The 21,361-nt window shown below is 65.3% G+C and carries 9 protein-coding genes; all 9 read left to right on the top strand.

Going from position 1 to position 21,361, the window contains the following annotated elements; all coding sequences use genetic code 11:
* Nucleotides 1-594 precede the first annotated feature (594 nt).
* The 9 genes from KUV45_RS05510 (at nt 595) to KUV45_RS05470 (ending at nt 21,359) form a co-directional block, all read left to right on the top strand.
* Entirely contained in the window at nt 595-10,449 is a 9,855-nt protein-coding gene (locus KUV45_RS05510) for a VCBS domain-containing protein (RefSeq protein ID WP_222163732.1), read from the top strand.
* Between the two features lie 29 nt (nt 10,450-10,478).
* Entirely contained in the window at nt 10,479-12,071 is a 1,593-nt protein-coding gene (locus tag KUV45_RS05505; RefSeq protein ID WP_222163731.1) for a TolC family protein, read from the top strand.
* Nucleotides 12,061-12,915, top strand: coding sequence for an efflux RND transporter periplasmic adaptor subunit (locus KUV45_RS05500; RefSeq protein WP_222163730.1), 855 nt, complete (start codon nt 12,061-12,063; stop codon nt 12,913-12,915). Before KUV45_RS05505 ends, KUV45_RS05500 begins: the two co-directional genes overlap by 11 nt.
* Nucleotides 12,912-14,279, top strand: coding sequence for an HlyD family efflux transporter periplasmic adaptor subunit (locus KUV45_RS05495; RefSeq protein WP_222163729.1), 1,368 nt, complete (start codon nt 12,912-12,914; stop codon nt 14,277-14,279). The genes KUV45_RS05500 and KUV45_RS05495 overlap by 4 nt, the downstream gene beginning before the upstream one ends.
* Before the next feature lie 2 nt (nt 14,280-14,281).
* Nucleotides 14,282-16,489 carry an HlyD family efflux transporter periplasmic adaptor subunit gene (locus tag KUV45_RS05490; RefSeq protein WP_222163728.1) on the top strand — a complete coding sequence of 736 codons (2,208 nt, stop codon included), beginning with the start codon at nt 14,282-14,284 and terminating at the stop codon, nt 16,487-16,489.
* A gap of 89 nt (nt 16,490-16,578) precedes the next feature.
* A complete protein-coding gene (locus tag KUV45_RS05485; protein ID WP_222163727.1) occupies nt 16,579-17,343 on the top strand; it encodes a FadR/GntR family transcriptional regulator in 765 nt (254 codons plus the stop codon).
* A 103-nt stretch (nt 17,344-17,446) separates the two neighbouring features.
* Entirely contained in the window at nt 17,447-18,145 is a 699-nt protein-coding gene (locus KUV45_RS05480; protein ID WP_222163726.1) for a CDP-alcohol phosphatidyltransferase family protein, read from the top strand.
* The gene (locus KUV45_RS05475) at nt 18,142-19,917 is read left to right on the top strand and encodes a bifunctional alpha/beta hydrolase/class I SAM-dependent methyltransferase (RefSeq protein ID WP_222163725.1); all 1,776 of its coding nucleotides are present in this window, start codon (nt 18,142-18,144) and stop codon (nt 19,915-19,917) included. Before KUV45_RS05480 ends, KUV45_RS05475 begins: the two co-directional genes overlap by 4 nt.
* Nucleotides 19,914-21,359, top strand: a complete 1,446-nt coding sequence (locus tag KUV45_RS05470; protein WP_222163724.1) for a phosphatase PAP2/dual specificity phosphatase family protein — start codon at nt 19,914-19,916, stop codon at nt 21,357-21,359. The genes KUV45_RS05475 and KUV45_RS05470 overlap by 4 nt, the downstream gene beginning before the upstream one ends.
* The last annotated feature ends 2 nt before the right edge of the window (nt 21,360-21,361 follow it).

Raw genomic sequence — 21,361 nt, 5'->3', positions numbered from 1 at the left:
ATCCCAGATCACTTACCACAGTTCCCTGCACCAAAGTACACTCACCCCGCCATGGGGTGAGATGACGTGTGGTGGTGAGCGTGGCATCAAACGCTAAATTAATCGTGCCACTGAAAGCTATATGGAACGATAGATGGCTGTGTGTACACCCGACAGGCGCCGTTCCAGGTCGTCAGTTGTTATGCAAAACTCATACTGTTTTTAGACCCATCACTGGCAAGCGTTCTTCGCTCTTAGTGCTCTTACCTCTCCACCCTCTTCTTCATCCCTGTTCTCATCAGGACTCTCGCTCCCAATGCCTAACTCAAAGCGCTGTGACCGCGACTCTGCCATCTAAAGGTATGCAGAATTCAGCGCCAAAGCCTACCCATTGCGCGACGCTGACTATCCCTCTTTTGCACTACATGGCAGACGCAACAGCGGCACTACTATAGCGCCCATTCACTCGACAAGTTTCGCGCCATGTGCATGTTGTGGCACAGGACTATCGATTCACGCTATGTTTACTGAAAAGTGCTGCATAATAACTTCGCACTGCACAACAATGGTCATCTTTACTGTGCACGATGACCAGCCAAGACGGCAGGAGTCCGCATGAAGGGATCTCGTACACGACGTATCGCGCTGGAGCCACGCCTGCTGTTCGACGGCGCCATGGCCGCCAGCGCCGATCACGCTGACAGCGACCAGCAGCATGATACTGGCGACAAGGACAAGGTCGCCGTCACTCCTGCGAGTCAAAGCGATGGCGAGGGAGCACGCAGCACGAGTGCGCGGCATCTGGTGGTATTGGATGCCCGTCTTAGCGATCAGCAGCGCCAGGCGATTCGCAGCGGCCTTGCCGATGACGCCGAATGGATAGTGGTAGATAGCGATGAGAACGGCGTGGCCGCCATCACCTCCGCCCTGGCCGGTATGGATCAGGTGCAGAGCATCGAGATCTTCAGTCACGGTAGCGATGGTCAGTTCCAGCTTGGCAATACCCTGATCAGCAGCCAGACCCTGTCGGACTTCAACCAACAGCTTGGCCAGTGGCGCGATGCCCTCAGTGCCGACGCTGACCTGCTGCTGTACGGCTGTCGGGTCGCGGCCAGCGACCATGGCGTCGCCTTTCTCGAGAATCTGTCCGAGGCCACCGGCATGGACGTCGGTGCCTCCAGCGACAATACCGGCAGTACGCTGGAGGGAGGCGACTGGGTCCTCGAGCGTCAGCTGGGTGAACTAGACGACGACCGTGGGGTGGCGGTCGCGGCCCTCGCAAGCCTCGATGGCCTGCTGGCGGATGCACAGCCGGTGGCCAACCTGCCGGCCTCCAGCGCTCAGGTGCCCCTCGGCGAAACCTTCGAGTTCAGCGTCAACGTATCCAACGCCTCCAGTGCCCAGGAAGGCTACGCGCCCTTCGTTCAGCTGGTGGTGCCAGCCACCGGCAAGGACGGCGCTGGCGCCGCGGTGGATGACGGTATCACCATCACCTCAGCGAGTTACCTGGGAGGCCAGCTGGATCTGTTGAGCGTCACCTTCGACGCCAACGGCCAGGCAGAGCATCCTCTGGCCCGCGGCAGTGACGGCCAGCCACTGGTCATCAATGCGGCAGACTTCGGTGCTCGCGCCGGCGATACCCTTATCGTCGTCGCCCTACCCTTTGCCAGCCTGACCGCCGAGCAGCCCGATATCGAGGTGACCTTTACCGGCCGCTTGAGCGCCCTGGCCGACACCGCCCAGACCAATGGCAGTCCGGATCTGGTGATCCAGGCCCTGGCTGGCTTCGAGCTCGGCAATGATGCCCAGTCGAACCCCGAGCAGGATCCCACCCTGCTTGGCAGCGCGGTCGCCTTCACCATCACCCCCACGGTGATCGCGGTGGAGCAGACCCTCAACATGAGCGAGGGCGATACCACCACCGGTGAAAACTATCCTCACAGCCTGGTCACCACGGTGCGGCCGGCCGGGGCCGGTATTACCGCTCAGACGCTGACCGACGTGGTCATCACCCAGCCGATCCCGACCAACGTGCAAGTCACCGCCATCGACCCCGGCGCTGGCACCCTGACCTCGATCACCCTGGCGAGTGGACTGACGCTGGTGCGTCCTGACCTGATCCAACGGGCCATCGATGGCGATGCCTTTATCACCTCCTACACCGTCACCTACGACAGTCTCACCGAGGCCCAGTCCAGTCGGGTAGACTTCTTCGTGCCGGAGTACGATGCCGACGGTAACGCTATCCTGGATCCGGCCAACGGCAATGAAGAGACCATCACCTTCGACGCCCCCAGCGGCGCCGGCGTCTGGCTTCCCCTGGATAGCCGAGACAGGGACCCCAACGATCCTGACGGCAAGGTCAGCTTTGCGGGTACCGGCGATGAGATCAGCTTTGTCGCCAAGTCGCTGACCGTAGAGAAGAGCGCGTCAGTGGTGGTAGATACCGGGTCCAGCGGTCTGACGCCTGGCGATACCCTGGAATACCAGCTGGAGGTGGCGTTGTCGGACTACTTCGCCTTCGGCAAGGATACCCAGCTGGAAGGTCAGTTCGTCGTGACCGACACGCTCGGTAACGGACAGACGCTGACCGCTGCTCCGACCCTGACGCTATATAACGGCACCAATGCCACCACCATCGAGCTGGTCGTAACCTCCACCACCAACGCCGACGGCACCACCACCCTGGTCTTCGACATCGCCCAGTCGATCCAGGACGCCCTGGATGACCAAGCCTGGCTGGCGGGCGACGCGGCCTTCGACAATGTGATCGATGCCGGTGCCACCCGGGCCGTCATCGGCTATCGGGCGGTGGTGGATCAGGCCTACGTCGGCGTCGCTGACCACCCAGATATCAACGAAGGCGACAGCATCGGCAATTCGGCGCAGGTGAATGCCACCCTGCTCTACGATGCCAATAACCTGACGGGCTTCACTGAAGCCGATAATTCCAGCACCAACCTGACCGTTCCGGTCAGCGACGTGGATATCGCCATTGAAGGAGGCGTGACCGAGCTGGCCCCCGGCGATGAGGTCACCTTCACCCTCAGCTATGACCTGGTCACCGGCGACCACGAGGGATTCCAGCTTATCGCCTACCTGCCGCTGCCGCTGCTGGATACCGGCGTGGTTGGCACTGACTGGAACGGCCTCAACCCTCCGGGTTCCTGGTCTATGCACCCGGACAACACTTGGACGGGCAGTATCGCCAGTGTCGAAAGTGGCCCTGGCAACTCGATCATCTTCACCTTCGACGATCTCAGCGCCACCCAGGCCAGCACCATCGCCGTCAGCTTTACCATGACGGTAGGCAACCAGCCCTTCGCCGATGGCCGCTCGCTGGATGTGCTGGCCGAATCTCGCCAGACCACCACCCTCGACCCGAAGACCGAACTGATCTCCCAGGACGTGGTCAAGGTGCAGTCGGTGGCCGAGCCGGTCGTCTCCATCACCCACGGAGTGGTGTCATCGACCAACGGCAGCGTCAGCGGCACCAGCGGCAGCTGGAATGCCCCGGGCTCCTCAGGGGCGCCGTTCACCGGCAGCATCACTGATCCCGCGGCGGTGGACGGCGACGTCACCGACATCGACGCCGGTGACACCCTTCGTCTGGCCACCCTGCTGGAAAACACCGGCGGCGGCGGCGCCTTCGATGTGGCGACCTCGATCGAGCTCCCAGCCGACCTGGCATTCGTGGGCGGCAGCCTGGCCTCCGCCAATCTGATCCTGACCCTGGGCGACGGCACGGTGCTCACCGAAGGCACGGACTACAGCGTCAGTGGCACCACCATAACCTTGCTGGACGCCGGAGGTCAGGCAACGCTCCAGGCGGGGCGCGATGGTAGCGCCAGCGACGACGCCGGCCGCAACATCATCGTCATCACCTACGATGTGATCGTGGCCTCGGCGGTGGCCGCCAGCCGTACCCTCGGCACCACCGCCACCCTGAACTACTACGCCAGCACCAACGGCGGTCCCGACTTCACCGCCACCGATCTGAGTGACGACGCTACCCAGCAGGTGGCGGCACCGACCATCACCACCACCTTTGCCGACGGCGGCAGCGCCACCGCCGACGATTCCAGCGAGTCCCACACCGGCGGCGCCAACCTGGTGGTTGGCGAGTCCATGCTCTATGACATCGTCGTCACCTTGCCGGAGGGTGGCACCCAGAACCTGCGCATCTCGGACCTGATCCCGCCGGGTATGGCGCTGGATACCAGCTTCAATGGCGACACCGGCTACAAGTTGATCACCCAGGCAAGCGACAGCGGGAACCTGAGCGACAATTTTTCCGGCAGCGTGAGCGTCGGCGGCGTCACTGGCCCGGGCGGTGTGCTGGTCGATGACGAAGGCGTCGACGCTGTCTTCTCCTTCAGCACCGCCGAAGCCACCGACGACAATGACGCCGGCAACAATACCTTTGTGCTGCGCGTGCGGCTGATTGCCACCAACACCCTTAACAACCAGGACAACAGCGAGAATAGCAACCCCAACTTTACCCACGAGCACAAGGCCAGCCTGAGCTATCAGGACCTGGATGGCGATGATGCCAACGGAACCACGTCCGTGGAGCGCGATGTCAGCCAGTCAGGCGCAGGTCCCACCACCACTCTGGTGGAGCCCGCCGTCACCGTAGAGCAGACGCTGACGATACCGGCCGACCCAGGGCTCGGTATCGATGCCGGCGACGCCATCGAATATACCGTGGTGCTGACCAACGTCTCCAACTTCGGCGCCTTCGATCTCGACCTGTCGGTCGCCCTGCCGGCGGAGCTGGACAGCCCGAACCTGGCCTCGGTCAGCTTCAGCGACGCCTCGGGCCCAAGCCTCGCCGACTTCGAGATCATCGGCACCAGTCTGCGCCTGAAGGCCGGCAGTGACGTCGACCTGCGCTCATCACAGACCATTACTCTGGTCATTCAGGGCACCGCCAGCGCTACCGCCGTCAACCTGGCCAACCTGACCTCGGTAGCGCGGGTCGACTGGACCAGCCTGAATGACGAGACCACCACCAGCGCCGGGGAAGAGCGTGACGGCAGTGACGGCGCCATCTTCACCGGTGTGATCAACGATTACCGTAACGTCGATACCCTGGAAATTCCCATTGCCCAGACGCTGTTGGTGTCGAGAGTTGGCGGCATGCAGGGCACAGATGCCGCGGATCCCACCAACGCCGAGTTCGAAGATGTCGCGGTAGGTGAGATCATCCGCTATCGGGTCGTGGCGCTGCTGCCGGAAGGCACCTTTACCGACTACCAGCTCGTTATTCAGGTCGATGAGGGCTTGACGATTCTCCCGGAGACCGCCAATCAGATACTGATGGCGGTCATCAGCAATCAAGGCGGGCTTAGCAGTGATCTTGTCACCGGGGCAAATGTCGTCACCGGTAATGGCCAGTCCTCCGAAGCCGGGTTGATCAATCCTGGGCTCACCGGCGGTCCTACCGGCGTGCTCAATTCGGACCGCTACACCATCAGCAGCGATGGCCGAACTCTGACCATCAACCTGGGCACCATCACCAACGCCGACAGTGATGATGACAAGGAAGGCATCTCGCTGGAGTTTAATGTCCGCGTCGACAACGTCAGTACCAACCAGACAGGTACGGAACTTGGTCTGACCGTTACCGAGAACCGCAATGGCACAGCCTTCGGCTCCCAGACCTTGACCCAGGTGATCGCCGAGCCTTCCTTTACCGACATGGCCAAGACCGTGGAGGCGTTCAATCCCAGCATTGGCGGCGGTGATGGCTCTGCGACCGTTCAGGTCAGCTTCGAGCAGGACGGCGGCATGCCGGCCTACGACGTGGTGCTGACCGACGCCTTTCCTTCGGGCAGCAACTACGTCATCGACCGCATCGTCATCGACGGCCAGACCTATTCCCTGTCCGACCTGCCGGATGGCGTCACCGCCACCGCCTCAGGGTCAGGCATCAGCGTGACCTTTGCCCAGCTCGATCCCGGCACCGAGGTCAGCGTCGTCTATCGTGTCGAGGTACCCAATAACACGGTGGTCGTCGATGCCCAGGCACAGCTGACCTGGTCGAGCCTACCCGACGCCGCCGAGGCGGACGGCGGCGCCTTCACCGACTTTGGCGGAAGCAGCGTGGGTACCGACAGCGAGGCAGATGGCGAGCGCACCGGCGAAGACGGCAGCGGTGGCCTCAATGACTACGTGCTGACGGCCAGCGCCAGCCTAGGCGTGATCAGCGGCACCCTGTGGGATGACACCCTGTCGCCTACCAGCAGTGCCAGCCCGGATGGTGCAGGCCTTGACGGTGTCACCGTCACCCTTACCTGGGATGGCAACAACGACGGCGACTTCGACGACGTCGATGACCTCACCTTTACCACCCTGACAGATGCAAACGGCAACTACTCCTTCGGGGTGCTGCCCTCGGGCAGCTATCGCATCTCGGCCAGCGAGAGCTTGACCGACGATGACCTGGGCGAACTGCGGGCGCGCATCGACTCCGACGATGGCAGCTTTGGCGACGGCACTCTGTCCCGGGTCGACGTCAGCGTCAGCGCCACTGGCAGCAACAATCGCGCTGCGGACATCGGCTACGTCGAACTCAACGACGCCCCGGTGCACGCCTTGCCGGCCTCGCCGGTCAGTGGCAATGAAGACACCGAGTTCGCGATCCCCGGCATCAGCGTCAGCGACCCCGACGCCCTCCCCTCCAGCATCCTGACCACCGAGCTGAGTGTGCCCGCTGGCACTCTGACCCTGGACCAGGGCGGCGGGAACGCCACGCTCAGCGGCAGTGGCACCACCATCACCATCGAGGGCACCCTGGCTGATATCAACGCAGCCCTTGCCACCTTGCGCTATCAGAGCGCCACCGACGCCAACGGTGATGTGACGCTGACCATTACCACAGACGACAACGCTAACACCGGAGACAGCCCCGACAGTCCCAACGGCACCCCGGGCGAGGACCCCGAAGACGCCCTCACTACCACCGACCGCCTGTCCCTGAGGGTGCTGGCGGTCAATGACAAGCCAACCGCCAACGATGATACCGCCATCGCCATCGAGGCCGGGGGACGCTTCAATACCAATGGGGTAAATCCCAACGGCTTTGTGGTCGCCAACGACACCGACGTGGACCTCAACGATGCCGACCCCGACGTGCTGACGGTGGTTCAGGCAGGCGTCAGTGGCGGTGCCCTGCAGGCGGTCAACGACGATCCGACCCAGCCCACCCGCATCCAGGGCAGCTACGGCACCCTGGTGATCGGGGCCGATGGTTCGGCGGAGTACCTGCTGGACAATGACAATGCGACCGTCGAAGCCCTCCGCCAGAGCAGCAACACCCTGCTGGAGCAGTTCGACTATGTGATCAACGACAGTGCTGGCGTGTCATCCCAGGCCACGGTCACCATCACCATTAAGGGCGCCAATGACGCTCCCGTGGGTGTCGATGATAACGCCGTGGCCGTCGAAAAAGGCGGCGTCGCCAATGCCACCGGCGGGCAGGATGGCACTGGCAATGTGCTCGACAACGATACCGACGTGGACGCCTTCGGTGAGACGAAAGTCGTCACCGGTATCCGTGAAGGCGACGATATCCTGGGCTCCTTCGTGGACGTCGGCGGCGCGACCGACATCGAGGGTGAGTACGGCATCCTGACCATCAACCCCGACGGCAGCTACACCTACGTCATCGATGATACTGATCCGGCTGTCGAGGCGCTGGCGAGCGGCGACACCCTGTCGGAGACCTTCACCTACCGGGTCACCGATGCCCTGGGCCTGGATAGCGCCGCGGTGCTGACCATCACCATTCGCGGCGCTCAGGACACCCCCATCGCCACTGACAACAGCACCAGCGCTCAGGCGCCATCTACCGACGGGTCGACCGCGGCGGTGGACGGCCGCGGCAACCTGATCACTGACGATGACGGCGACGAAGTCGACAGTGACGTGGACACGGTCGATCAGGGCGCCCTGCGCGTGGCCGGGATTCGCGCGGGCAGCGAGAGCGCTGGCGGTAGCCTCAGCGTCGTCGGCAGCGCCGGTGCCAGCGTGAACGGCATGTACGGTCGCTTGATCGTTACCGCTGATGGCGGCTATCGCTACGTGGTCGATGGCGGCAACACCGCTGTCCAGGCTCTGGCCGTGGGCGACACCCTGAATGAGACCTTCACCTATCAGGTTCGTGACAGCGCGGGCAATACCGACCTGGCAGAGCTGGTGGTCACCGTGGTGGGTGCCAACGACCCGCCCACCCTGGTCGCCGACAAGGCCGTTGCGGTAGAAGCCGGCGGCACCGCCAATGGCACCCTGGGCACCGACCCCAGCGGCAACGTACTGACCAACGACAGTGATGTCGACGGCCAGGCCATCACGGTCGATCAGGTGCGCTTCGCTACCACTACGGTGTCTGCCGGGCAGGCGCTGGCGGGTCGCTTCGGTACGCTGACGCTCAACAGCGACGGCAGTTACACCTACGTCGTCAACAACAGCAACCCGCAGGTGGAGGCCCTCAGGACCGCCAACGACACCCTCACCGACGTGTTCATCTACCGTGCGGTCGATCCGCTCGGCGCGACCACCTCGGCCCGCTTGACCATCACCATCGAGGGCCGCGACGACGCCCCGGTGGCGTCGAATAACATCGCCCTGGCGGTGGCCCGCAACGAGGACGGCAGCGCGCGCAACCCCAGCGGCAATGTGCTGACCAATGACAGCGATATCGATGCCGGCGACCGGCTGGCGGTCAGCGGCGGCCGCCCTGGTAGCGAGGCGTCCGGCGGCAGCCTGGCGACCTTGAGCGGGGGCAGCGTGGTGCTGGTGGGCCAGTACGGCACCCTGACCTTGAACCGGGATGGCAGCTACCTGTACGAGGTAGACCAGAACAACGCCGAGATCCTCGGTCTCGGCCCGCTGGAGTTCCGTCGCGATATCTTCACCTATCAGGCCCGCGACCTGGCTGGCCTGACCGACCTGGCAGAGCTGACCGTCTTCGTGCGCGGCCAGAATCAGGCACCGGACCCGGTCGACGACAGCGGCCTGGCGGTGGAAGCCGGCGGTCGCGACAACGCCACGGCCGGTCAGGATGCGGTGGGCAACGTGCTGACCAACGATATCGACGTGGACGGTGATATCAATCTGGGCATCGACCTGCTGGGCCCCAACCTTAGCGTCACTGGTGTGGCGACGGGCGACGGCACCGAGGGCAGCCTGGGTAACGCCCTCAAGGGACGTTACGGCAGTCTGATCATGAATGCCGACGGCAGCTATCGCTATGCGGTCGATGACGATGATCCACGGGTCCAGGCCCTGCGTGTCAGCGGCCAGAGCTTGAGCGAAAGCTTCACCTACGCCCTGACGGATCGCTGGGGAGGCGCCAGCAGTGCCACCTTGACCATCACGATCGACGGTCGCAATGACGCCCCCACCGCCCGCGATGACGCCGGTCAGGCCATCGATACTGGAGGTGGGGCTGGCCGACCTGATGCCGTCGGCAATGTGCTGCCCAACGACAGCGACCCTGACGCCACGGCGAACGGCGAGACCCAGAATGTCGCCTCGGTCTCCCAGCAAGGCGTATCGGCCCAGGCCGGCGAGCCGCTGCAGGGTCGCTACGGCACCCTGATCATCGAGGCCGATGGCAGCTATCGCTACTTCATTGATCGCACCAACCCCGAGGTGCTGCGTGCCAGCGGCCTTGGCCCGGTGCTTGAAGAGGCGTTTGTCTACACCCTGGTGGACCGCGCCGGAGCCACCGACACCGCCACCCTGACCCTGACCCTGGACATTGCGGCCCCCTACATCCCGATCAAGAGCGGCGATATCGGGCCCCATTTTCAGCATCGCGAAGGCCTCACCCCCAGCACCCAGGGGCTCGGTGAACTGGATCCGGTGGTCTTTGTCACCCCAGAGGTCGAGCGCAACAATCGCCAGGTCACCGACTACCTGCGGCTGTCCCATGGTGGCCAACCGCTGCTGGTGCGCCCCTTCGAGACGCGTATTGCATCCTTGGCAGAAGGCCTGGGCCAGGTTCAAGGCCAGTACGTGTCCTATGGCGTGGCGCTCAGTCGGGCCTTCGCCGAGCTCGACCAGATCAAGCTGCTGGGCCGACACGGCCGTACCGACCTCACCGCCGATGGACTGCTGGCCGATCCCTCGCTGTATGCCCCCACGCGAGAGCAGCTACTGGGCAATGCCGACGCTTCCTCTGCCACGGCCGCCCCCTCTACCACGGCCGCACCCTCTACCACGGCCACTTCCTCTGCCACCGGGGAAGCACAGCAAGCGCCCGCCCCCGAACAACAGCGCTTCGACGGTCGCCCGCCGTTGCCCGAGGGAGCACAATGGCTGGCCGACACTCCTCAGGCTAGCGACCCCATCGACGCCACCGACCAGCGGCAGGACGCCGCACCGGCGACCGCCAGTGGCTTCCGCCAGCAGCTGCTGGCCATGGCGGACACCACTGCGCCACTGCGCGGAGACCCGTAACAATGACAGTGTCACGACAAGGAAACGGCATGTACCGACTCACCCTCCCGGCGCTGGCGGTCACCGCCGGCCTGGGTCTCAGCGCCTGTGCAAACCTGGCGCCACAGCCCTACGACGCCGATCAGATCCGCCAGCGGGCGATCAGCGATCAGGCTCAGATGTATCGCTTGCAGGAGCCGCTGAACCAGCCGGTCACCTTCTATGAAGCCGCCGCCCGCGCGCTCAAGTACAACCTGGACTATCGGCTCAAGCTGATGGAGAGTGCGCTGGCGTCGAACCTGCGGGACGTATCGCGCCACGAGCTGCTGCCGCAGATCGTTGCCGAAGCCGGGTACAGCGACCGCAGCAACGATTCAGGGGGCACCTCCATCGGTATCGAGGATGGCGAAGAAAGCTTGCGCCCCTCGACCTCCGAGGAGCGCTACCGCTCTACCGCGGGTCTCGGCTTGTCCTGGAGCCTGTTGGATTTCGGCCTGGCCTATTACGAGAACCAGCAGAAGGCCGATCAGATGCTGATGGCCGAGGAGCGTCGCCGCAAGGTCGCCCAGAATGTGCTGCGCGACGTGCGCAACGCCTACTGGCGAGCGCTGGCCGCCCAGCGCCTGATTCCCCAGTTGAACGTCCTGCTGGCGCGCACCGAGGTGGCCCTGGACGCCGCCCGCGAAGCCCAGCGGCAGGGACTGCTGCCCCGCCAGGAGGTGCTGGCCTACCAGCGAGCGCTGCTCGATTCCACCACCCTGCTGACTGCACGCCGCCAGGACCTGGAGCTGGCCAAGACCGAGCTGGCGGCGCTGATGTCGCTGCCTCCCGGCACTCGCCTGATCCTGGCCGACGAGCCAGAGATGCCGCTACCTCCCGAAGTCACCGACATCGAGCGTCTCGAACAACTGGCGCTGCAGCACCGTCCTGAGATCATGGAAGAGTGGTATCGCAAGCGGGTCAACCAGAACGATCTGGAGGCGGCCAAGCTGCGCCTGTGGCCCAATATCACCGTCAGTGCTGGGGTGCAGTACGATTCCAACGACTACCTGTACAACAACGACTGGACCGAGACCGGCGTCAACGTCTCGCTGAATCTGTTGAAGCTGCTGTCCTACCCGGATCTGGACAATGCCCAGCAAACCCAGGGCGGTGTCGATGATCTCAGGCGTACCGCGCTGTCCATGGCCGTGCTGACCCAGGTTCGCGTTGGCGCCCTGCGCTACCACCTGGCCCGCGAAGAACTCCAGTACAGCGATGAAAGCCTGGACGTAGACGAGGATCTGCTGGCCTACGCCAAGGCAGCCGCCAGCTCATCCATCGGCTCCGAACTGGAGGTTATCCGCGCCGAGAGCCGCTACCTGCTGTCCCAGTACCAGCGTGAAGCCGCCTATTCCCGTGCCCAGGCGGCCTGGGGACGGTTGTTCAACTCGGTAGGACTGGACGTGATGCCCGAGACCATCGCCCAGCATGACATTCAGACCCTGGCGCGAGAGATCGAGAACACCATGACCACCCATGAGCGCCAGGGCATCATTGCGCCCCATCCAGGGCAACCCGCGGCGACCACCCCGGGGCCGACCCTCGAGCCGCGTCCGGCACCCGCTGTCGACGGCCAGGGAGGTGCCAACGATGCGGTATAGACGACATCCCTCGCGGCTGTCAGCGCTCATCACCACGGCCCTGTTGGCGAGTACCACCGTCAGCGGCGCCTGGGCCCAGTCCAGTGACAATCAGGGCGCCATGCGCGCCCTGCTCGCGCCTCACACCGATGCCACCCTGTCCAGCCAGATGGAAGGTACCCTGTCTGAGCTGCCGGTTAGCCTGGGCGTCCAGGTCGCTGAGGGCGATACCCTGGCCCGCTTTGACTGTCGGATTGAGCAGGCCAGAGTCAACGTGGCCAATACCGAGCTGGGCGTGGCCCGGCTCAACAGCCAGGCCAAGGACCGCCTGCGGCGACTGGACGCGGTGGGTGATCTCGAGGTGGCGCTGGCCCGCGCCGAGGTCGAGAAGGCCCAGAGCACCCTCAACCTGGCCGCCGCACAGCGCGATCGCTGCACCTTGACCGCGCCGTTCAGCGGTCGCATCGCGGCGGTGCATGTGAAGCCGTTTCAGACCATGTCGGCAGGCACACCGATTCTGGACCTGGTCGCCGACGGGCCGCTCAAGGTACGCCTTAACGCTCCGTCCTCGAGTCTGGCCTCGCTCAGCGTCGGCCAGCCGTTGACCCTCAACATCAGCGAGACCGGCAAGCACTACGCCGCCACTCTCAGCGCCATCAATGCCCGGATCGATGCTGTCGCCCAGACCGTCGAGCTGGAAGCCGAGCTTGACCAGGCCCACCCGGAACTGGTGGCGGGCATGACCGGGCGAGCCCTGCTGGACGCTCCCGACGCGAACATTCCCGACCAGAGCACCCTCGACCAGAGCACCCTCGATCAAAGCACCCAGGACAGCACCACCCCCGAGCCACAGGACAACCCATGAGTGCCAGCGAGACGCCTCGACCTGCGTCGCTTCCGGCATTGGTCCTGGCTCTGCGCGACCGCGCCATGACCGCCGCGACGCGCACGGAGTTAGCCTTTTCCATCGCCAACGACAGCTACCCCCTGCTGCGCTTTCGCCAGGCCCTGGTGGTGGAGCGGCGCAGCGCCAGCAAGGTACAAGTCCATTGCGTATCGGGGCTGGCCACACCCAAGGAGCGCACGCCTTTTCTCAACTGGGTCGAGACACTGGGCGGGTGGCTCGACCAGCATTATTCGCCCAGTGAGGCCAGGCTGCTGCTGCGCGAGCAGCTGGACCTTCCTTCATCGCTGGCAGAGGGCTGGGCCCAGTGGTGGCCTGAGGTGCTGTGGCTGGTGCCATTGAGCCCCGCCGACCCTGCCACCTCGCGAGGACCTGCAGGTCGCGCCTGGGCGCTGTTTCTGCTCGAGCAGGCCCCGCCTGAACCGCTGCGGCCACAGCTGGCCGGGCTCGCCCACAGCTGGCGCTACTGCTGGCAAGCATTGGCGCCGCGCCGACGGGCGCTGCGCCTGCCAAGACGACGTCTGTGGTGGCTGGTGCTGCTGGCGGTGGTGGCCATCCTGCTGCTGCCGGTACGCCTGTCCGCGCTGGCACCGGCCGAGATCATCTCCCTCGACAGTACCGCCATTACCAGTCCGCTGGATGGGGTGGTCGCTGACCTGCTGGTGGAGCCCAACCAGGCCGTCGACGCCGGCACGCCACTGCTGCGCCTGGACCGCAGCGAGCTGGAGAGTCGTGCAGAAGTGCTCAGGCGCCAGCTTGACGTCGCCAGGGCCGAGCTCGACGCCGCCGGCAACCTGGCCTTCGATGATCGGAGCCGACTGGCTGACATGACCCGTTTACGCGGGCAACAGGCTCAGCGCCAGGCCGAGCTCACAGCCATCGAGGCCCGCCTCGAACGCACCCTTGTCGTTGCCCCCGCGGCGGGGGTCGCCGTCTACTCTGACCGCGACGATTGGGAGGGACGCCCGGTCACCACCGGCGAGCGCATCTTGCGTCTGGCAGACCCCGCTCAGCCGGCGGTAGAGATCCAGCTGGCGGCGGCCGATGCCATCGCGCTGGCACCGGGTGCCGAGGTCACCGTATTCCTGAGTGCCCAGCCGCTGACACCGCTCAAGGCGACGCTGACACGCACCAGCTACGCCACCCAGCCGGACGCCGACGGCATCGATGCCTACCGACTGCTGGCGCGACTCGACGACGCCGACGCCACACCGGCGCGCCTGGGCTTGCACGGCACGGCCAAGGTCTATGGTGAACGCGTCAGCCTGGGTTACTACCTGCTGCGGCGGCCGCTGGCCACCCTGCGGGCCTGGACCGGGTGGTAATCATGCACCCATCGCCGCCTTTCAGCGGAGCCGCCCCAGCCGGAACGCCCTCGGCCGCTGCGGTGACGCTAGACACCACCGCGCCGGGCCTGTCGGCTGCAGATCCTCGCGAGCACCAGCCGGTGCCACCCCTGCGCGACGATCTGCAGCTGCACGACGCTGGTCGAGACGCCCAGGGCGAGCCACAGTGGTCGATCCAGGACCCCGTCACCAATCGCTTCTATCGCATCGGTTGGCTGGAGTTCGAATGCCTGACTCGCTGGGGCCACAGCCCTCGTCGACTGTGCGATGAGATTGACGCCGCCACCGCGCTCTCGCCCGAGGTAGGCGATGTCCTGGCGCTGGTCGATTTCCTGGACCACCATCGTTTGCTGCGGGCGACGGCGGAGGTCAGCCAACGCCTCGCCCAGCAGGCGCAACGCGGGGCTGCCTGGCAAAGCCTGTCCTGGTGGTTGCATCATTACCTGTTCTTTCGTCTGCCGCTGGTGCGCCCACAGCATTTCCTGGAGGCCATGGTAGGACGGCTGCCGTGGCTGTTCACCCAAGCCATGGTCGGCGCCGTGCTTATCCTGAGCCTGATCGGGCTGATCCTGGTGATCAAGCGCTGGGACCTGTTCACCCACGCGGTGATGGACGCCTTTTCCTTCTCCGGCATCGTCAGCTTCGCCCTGGCCCTGGTGGTGGCGAAGGCGTGCCACGAGCTCGGCCACGCCCTGGTCGCGACCCGCTTGGGGGTCAGGGTGGCGCATATGGGGGTCGCCTTCATTGTGCTTTGGCCGATGCTCTATACCGATACCGGCGAGAGCTGGAAGCTCAGGCGCAGTCGCTCGCGTCTGGCGATCTCATCGGCGGGCATGCTGGTGGAACTTGGCCTGGCCGGTGTTGCCACCCTAGGCTGGGTGCTGACCGAGCCCGGCCCACTCAACAGCGCGCTGCTATATCTGGCGACCACCAGCTGGGTGCTGTCACTGGCGATCAATGCCAGCCCGTTCATGCGCTTCGACGGATATTTCGTGCTGTCCGACCTGCTCGACTTTCCCAACTTGCACGAGCGCGCCGGAGGCCAGGCCAGGACCTGGCTACGACGCCGGCTGCTGGGTCTGTCCGAAGACTGGCCGGAGCCGTTCATGCCCCACCAGCGCCGCGCCCTGATCCTGCTCGCCTTCGCCACCTGGATCTATCGTCTGCTGCTGTTCCTGGGGATTGCGCTGGCGGTCTATCATCTGTTCTTCAAGGCCCTGGGCATTGCCCTTTTCGCCGTGGAAATTGCCTGGTTTATCCTGATGCCCGTGTCTCGCGAACTCTCTCACTGGTGGGCGTCTCGCCGCGCCGTCCCTCGCCGCCATCGCCTCGGCTGGCTGTTGGCGCTGGCGCTGGCCGTCGTGCTGGTTTGCCTGCCCTGGCAGACTCGCGTCAGCGGTCCCGGACTGCTTCACGCCGAGCACGAACTGACCGTGTATTCCCCCTTTCCCGCTCGCCTGGAGCGCCTTATGACGGAAGGTGCTGTCAGCCAGGGCACTGCCCTGGCCAGCCTGGTGGAGCCGGATATCCAGCACCAGCTACGCTCCAGTGAACAGGCCATGGCCTGGCTGGATGCCGAACTGGCCGGACTGCTCGCCGCCGACGACGGGCTCGACCGCGACGCCGCAACCCTGGCCCAGCGCCGCGTCAACGAGAGTCATCAGGCAGCCGCCAGCCAGGAGCTGTCTCGCCTCACCCTGCGGGCACCGTTCAGCGGCGTGTGGCAACGCCACGACCTCGAACAGGCGCCAGGACAGTGGGTCGCCCCCCAGCAGCCGCTGGGCCTGCTGCTGGATCCTTCCCGCTGGCTCGTCGATGCCTACCTGCCCCAGGATGACGCCCACCGGCTGACCCCTGGCGCCAAGGTGCGGATCTTTGCCGAAGGACAGCTCACGCCACTCGAGGGAGAGCTGGTGAGTGTCGGGGCAACCCGCGCCACGGAACTCGCCCATCCGTCCCTGGCGGCTCGCCATGGGGGACCGCTGAGCACTCAACCCGCCACTGACCAGACCCAGGACACCCTGCGCCTGGCCGATGGTCGGGTGGCGGTAAAGGTGCGTCTACTATCTCCCTGGCCCGAGGCCAGGCGCAGCCGGGCTCAGGTCCACGTCGAGGCCGAACGAGAGAGCCTGGCCGGCCAGTTCTTCACCTGGCTTGCGGCGGTGGCGATTCGCGAGAGCGGATTCTAGGCACGGAGAAGCCCCTCCGCCCTTCGTCGACATTGTCACTATGTTGTACATTCGCTAGGATCAGCAGCACATTTGCCAGGAGTCACCCTGTGGCCGTCACATCCCGCACCACCCCCAAGCGCCCCAGCGTGGCAGACTACCTGGCCGAAGCGATTTTCTCGGGCCAGTATCGACCCGGAGATTTCGTGCCTAAGGAAGTCGATCTGGCCGAGCAGTTCGCCTTGAACCGCTCAGCGGTTCGCAGCGATATTCGTCAGCTGGTCGACGTCGGCATCATCGAGCGCATCTCGGGTCACGGTTCCAAGGTGCGTAGCGTCGAGGAGTGGAACATCCTTGATCCGCTGGTCACCGACTGGATGACCCGCTACGCCTCGCCGAGCCCCGAGATCCAGCGCGAGATCCTGAGCTTCCGCCTGGACGTGGAGCCCTATGTGGCGATGACCGCGGCCAAGCGCGCCACTGCCCGGGATCTGGTCGCGATCGAGGAGGCCTTCGAGGGCATGGAACGGGCCATGAATGCCGCGGAAGGTGATGCCAAACGGCTGCACAGCGACCATGACATCGCCTTCCACGTGGCCATCTTCAAGGCCACCCGCAATATCGTATGGTCCCAGCTGTCGCACATCCTGCGGCCATCGATCTACCTGCTGATCGAATCCTCCAACGAGAGTGCCAGCGACCCCGAGGCCAGCCTGGAGCGCCACCGCGAATTGATGGAAGCGATTCGTGCACGTAAGCCCCACGCCGCCTTCCGTGCCGCCCAGGCAGTGCTGGCCGGCACCGCTGACGCCCTTGGCATCCAGCCGGGCGACAGCGTACTGGGCAGCGATCAGGAACCTCCCCCGCTAGACTGAGCACATGCCCCGGCCCTGGCCAGGCCTCTCCATGCTAAGCTGGCAAGCGGTCGCGGCACGCTGCCAAACCCGGTAGCACCGCTTCGTCAAAAGGATCTTTGACATGGCCTCGGTCTACGATTTGAAGCCCCGCTTTCAGGGGCTCCTGCGCCCGCTGGTACGCCGCTTGCAGAGTCGCGGCGTCAGCGCCAACCAGGTGACGTTAGCTGCCCTCCTACTATCGCTGCTGGTGGCGGGCGTGGTCGCCCTGACGGCGGCGGATCCTGACGCCTCGCGGGGCTGGTTCCTGCTGATCGCGCTTTGGCTGCCTCTGCGCATGGCCTTCAACGCGGTGGACGGCATGCTGGCTCGGGAACACCACCAGCAGACGCGCCTGGGAGCCTACCTCAACGAGCTCTGCGATCTTGTCTCCGACGCCGCCCTGTTCGTCCCCTTCGCCCTTCTCCCCGACGCCCATCCGCTGCCGGTGCTGGTGGCCCTGGTGATGGCCCTGATCGTGGAATACGCCGGTGTCATGGGGCCGCTAGTAGGCGCCAGTCGCCGCTACGATGGCCCCATGGGCAAGAGTGATCGCGCGCTGGTCATCGGCCTGCTTGCCCTGGCCATCGCCCTGGGGCTCACCTCCCCCTGGGTGGTGGCCGCCGTCTTCTGGCTGATGAGCGCGCTGATGCTGGTATCGCTCAGCCACCGGGTGCGCCGCGGAATCGCCGAGGCAAACACCGGCGAGGGTGATAAGCGTCAGGCAGATGACCGTCAGGGCGATGCTCGTAAAGGCGATGACCGTCAAGGTGATGCCCAATGAGCCGCCTCGCACAGTCCCATGCCTTTGTCGCCCATGATGGCCAGCGCATCGCCTACCGCCATTGGCCAGCGACCGGGGACGTGTCCAAGGGTGCGGTGCTGCTGTTTCACAGGGGCCACGAGCACGGCGGGCGTATGGCACATCTGGTCGAGGAGCTCGACCTGCCGGATCTGGCGTTCTTTGCCTGGGACGCCCGCGGTCACGGCCTGTCCGATGGCGAGCGGGGCGACGCCGCCGACTTTGCTACCTACGCACGAGATGTGCAGAGCCTTGTCGAGCATATCGAGGACCAGCACGGCACCTCGGTGGCCGATCTGCTGGTGGTCGCCCAGAGCGTGGGCGCGGTGGTCGCCACCTGCTGGCTGCACGACTACGCTCCCCCGGTGCGCGGCGCGATCCTCGCAGCCCCCGCCTTCCGAGTGAAGCTGTATGTGCCCCTGGCGCTTCCCGCGCTGCGCCTGGCGACCCGCTTTCGCAACAGGGTCTTCGTCAAGAGCTATGTTCGCTCAAGCCTGCTTACCCACGATCTGCAACGTCGCCGAGGCTACGACAGTGATCCCCTGATCAGCCGCCAAATTTCGGCACGCATCCTGATCGGGCTTCGCGACACCTCCGATCGCCTGGTCGCCGATGCCGCCACCATCGACACCCCGATCCAGCTGCTGCTGTCGGGTCGCGATGTGGTGGTCGAGCGCAAGGTTCAACAACGCTTCTTCGCCCGCCTGCCCCATCCGGACAAGGAATGTCACCGCTTCGAGGGGTTCTTCCACGATACCCTGGGTGAGCGGGATCGCCACTTGGCCCTGGCGCCGATGCAGCGCTTCATTCGCCGCCAGTTCAGCCGCCCGTCACAGGCCCTTGGCCGGCTGGACGCCGATCTCGGCGGCAACGGCTGCGCCGAGGCGGAGGCCCTCGCTCGACCGCTGCCCCAGCGTGGGATCAAGCAGGGCTACTGGCAGCTGCTGCGCAAGGCGCTGCAGCAAGGCGCGAGGCTATCGAACAGCCTCAAGGTCGGCGTCGACCACGGCTTCGACTCGGGCTCGATGCTCGACCAGGTCTATCGCAACCGCCCGGATAGCCCGAGCCGACTGGGCCGGCTGATCGACCGGGTGTACCTGAACGCCATCGGCTGGCGTGGCATCCGGCAGCGACGTGTCCATCTGGAGGCGCTGATCGAGCAGGCCGTCCGGGAGCTGCGCCACAACGGCCAGCAGGTCCACCTGGTGGATATCGCTGCAGGTCACGGGCGCTACATCCTGTCTGCCCTGGCGGCCCTGGCAAAAGCGTCCGAGGCGCCAGATAGCGTCCTGCTGCGGGACTACAGCGCCACCAATGTCGCGGCCGGCCAGGCGCTGATCGAAGAGATGATCCCATCTCAGCCCCTGGCCCAACGGGTCCGCTTCGAGGCCGGCGACGCCTTCGACCACGACAGTCTGGCCAGCCTGACACCCGCCCCGACCCTGGCGGTGGTATCGGGGCTGTACGAGCTGTACCCGGATAACGCCAGGGTGCGAGCCTCCCTCAGCGGTCTTGCCGAGGCCATGGCGCCGGGGGCGCTGCTGGTGGTGACCAACCAGCCCTGGCACCCGCAGCTGTCCTTCATTGCCCGGGCGCTGTCTTCCCACCGGGACGGAGAGCCCTGGGTCATGCGCTGTCGTAGCCAGGTCGAAATGCGCCAGCTGCTGGCCGCCTGCGGCTTTGCCATCGTCACCCAGCGGATCGATCCCTGGGGCATCTTCTCGGTCATCCTGGCGCGCCGGATATCGCCATGAACGCCCCACATTGCCAGAGAGCTCCCAGCGGCTGGAGTCTGCGTGTCAGAGCCGGCCTGTGGCTGTTGCTGCTGGGCGTCGTGTTCTTCTCGAGCTACGCCCTCACCAACCACCTAAGCGCTCTGCGCGCGCCGTTGCCCAGCATCATGTTCGACTGGGAACGGGGAATCCCGCTCTTGCCCTGGACCATCGTGCCCTACTGGTCCATCGATCTGATGTATGCCGCGGGCGTGCTGCTGTTGCCTCAGGATCGCCGCCAGCTCAGCTCTCTGGTGCGACGCCTGCTGACGGTGCAGGCCCTGTGCGTGCTGGGCTTTCTGGCCTACCCGCTGACTTTCAGTCTCCAGCGGCCACCCCTGGAGGGGGTCTTTGGCACCCTGTTCGATATGCTGATGAGCTTTGATCAGCCCTACAACCAGGCGCCGTCGCTGCACATCGCCCTGCTGGTCGTGCTCTGGCACGCCTACGCCCAACGCCTGGGGAGCACCGCCTGGCGCTGGCTGCTGCACGGCTGGTGCGTGCTGATCGGCCTGTCGGTGCTGACCACCTGGCAGCACCACTTCATCGATGTGCCCACGGGGGCACTCGTCGGCGCCATCAGCCTGTGGCTATGGCCATCCCGCGGCGCTGGCCCCCTGCAACGGGCCAGGCTCAGCCATGACCGGACCCGTCGACGCCTGGCGGCACGCTACGCCATCGGCGCGGGCGTGATCGCTGCACTGGCGGTCCTGTTCGCAACAGGTACGCTGGGCGGTTGGTCATGGTGGCTAGGGTGGCCGGCGTTGTCGCTCTCGCTGGTGGCCTTAAACTACCTGTGGCTGGGCGTGGCAGGCTTTCAGAAGGACAATGATGGCCGGCTGTCGCTGGCGGCGCGCCTGTTACTGGCGCCTTATCTGGTCGGCGCCTGGATCAACTCACGGCTGTGGACCCGGCGGCGGCCCCATCCCGACGAAGTCTGCGATGGGGTCTTTATTGGCCGTCTACCGCTGCGACAGATGCCCGCTGCCGACATGGCGCTGGTCGATCTGTGTGCTGAACTCTCGGCGCCCACACAGCGACGGGCCTACACCCCTGTGGCAGTGCTTGACCTGACCGTGGCCTCGTCTGTCGAGCTGCGCCGGGCGGCCGAGGCCATCGAACAGCATCGCCACCACGGGCAGGTACTGGTGTGCTGCGCCCTGGGGGTATCGCGCAGCGCCAGCGCCGTGGCCGCCTGGTTGCTCCTCAGTGGACGGGCGGCCAGCGTCGATGACGCTATCTCGATCGTCAGGGGGGCCCGTCCCATCTGCGTGCTGCGAGCCCCCCACCGGCAAGCGCTCAAGGCGCTGGTCGAACAGGCCGACGAGACGCCATACGAGACGCCATACGAGACGCCATGGCCGTTAAACGAAAACGAAGATAAAGACGGCGCTGCCCTAAAAGAGCCGATCACCAGGCGGTGAGA

The organism is Halomonas sp. DP3Y7-2, assembly GCF_019800795.1.
GTDB lineage: Bacteria > Pseudomonadota > Gammaproteobacteria > Pseudomonadales > Halomonadaceae > Halomonas > Halomonas litopenaei_A.
This window is presented reverse-complemented; position numbering and strand designations above follow the sequence as displayed.

Excerpts from the sequence above, each read along its gene's own strand:
- KUV45_RS05470 (WP_222163724.1), top strand. The coding sequence starts at position 19,914 with ATGAACGCCCCACATTGCCAGAGAGCTCCCAGCGGCTGGAGTCTGCGT.
- KUV45_RS05490 (WP_222163728.1), top strand. The coding sequence starts at position 14,282 with ATGCACCCATCGCCGCCTTTCAGCGGAGCCGCCCCAGCCGGAACGCCC.
- KUV45_RS05510 (WP_222163732.1), top strand. The coding sequence starts at position 595 with ATGAAGGGATCTCGTACACGACGTATCGCGCTGGAGCCACGCCTGCTG.
- KUV45_RS05505 (WP_222163731.1), top strand. The coding sequence starts at position 10,479 with ATGTACCGACTCACCCTCCCGGCGCTGGCGGTCACCGCCGGCCTGGGT.
- KUV45_RS05500 (WP_222163730.1), top strand. The coding sequence starts at position 12,061 with ATGCGGTATAGACGACATCCCTCGCGGCTGTCAGCGCTCATCACCACG.
- KUV45_RS05480 (WP_222163726.1), top strand. The coding sequence starts at position 17,447 with ATGGCCTCGGTCTACGATTTGAAGCCCCGCTTTCAGGGGCTCCTGCGC.
- KUV45_RS05495 (WP_222163729.1), top strand. The coding sequence starts at position 12,912 with ATGAGTGCCAGCGAGACGCCTCGACCTGCGTCGCTTCCGGCATTGGTC.
- KUV45_RS05475 (WP_222163725.1), top strand. The coding sequence starts at position 18,142 with ATGAGCCGCCTCGCACAGTCCCATGCCTTTGTCGCCCATGATGGCCAG.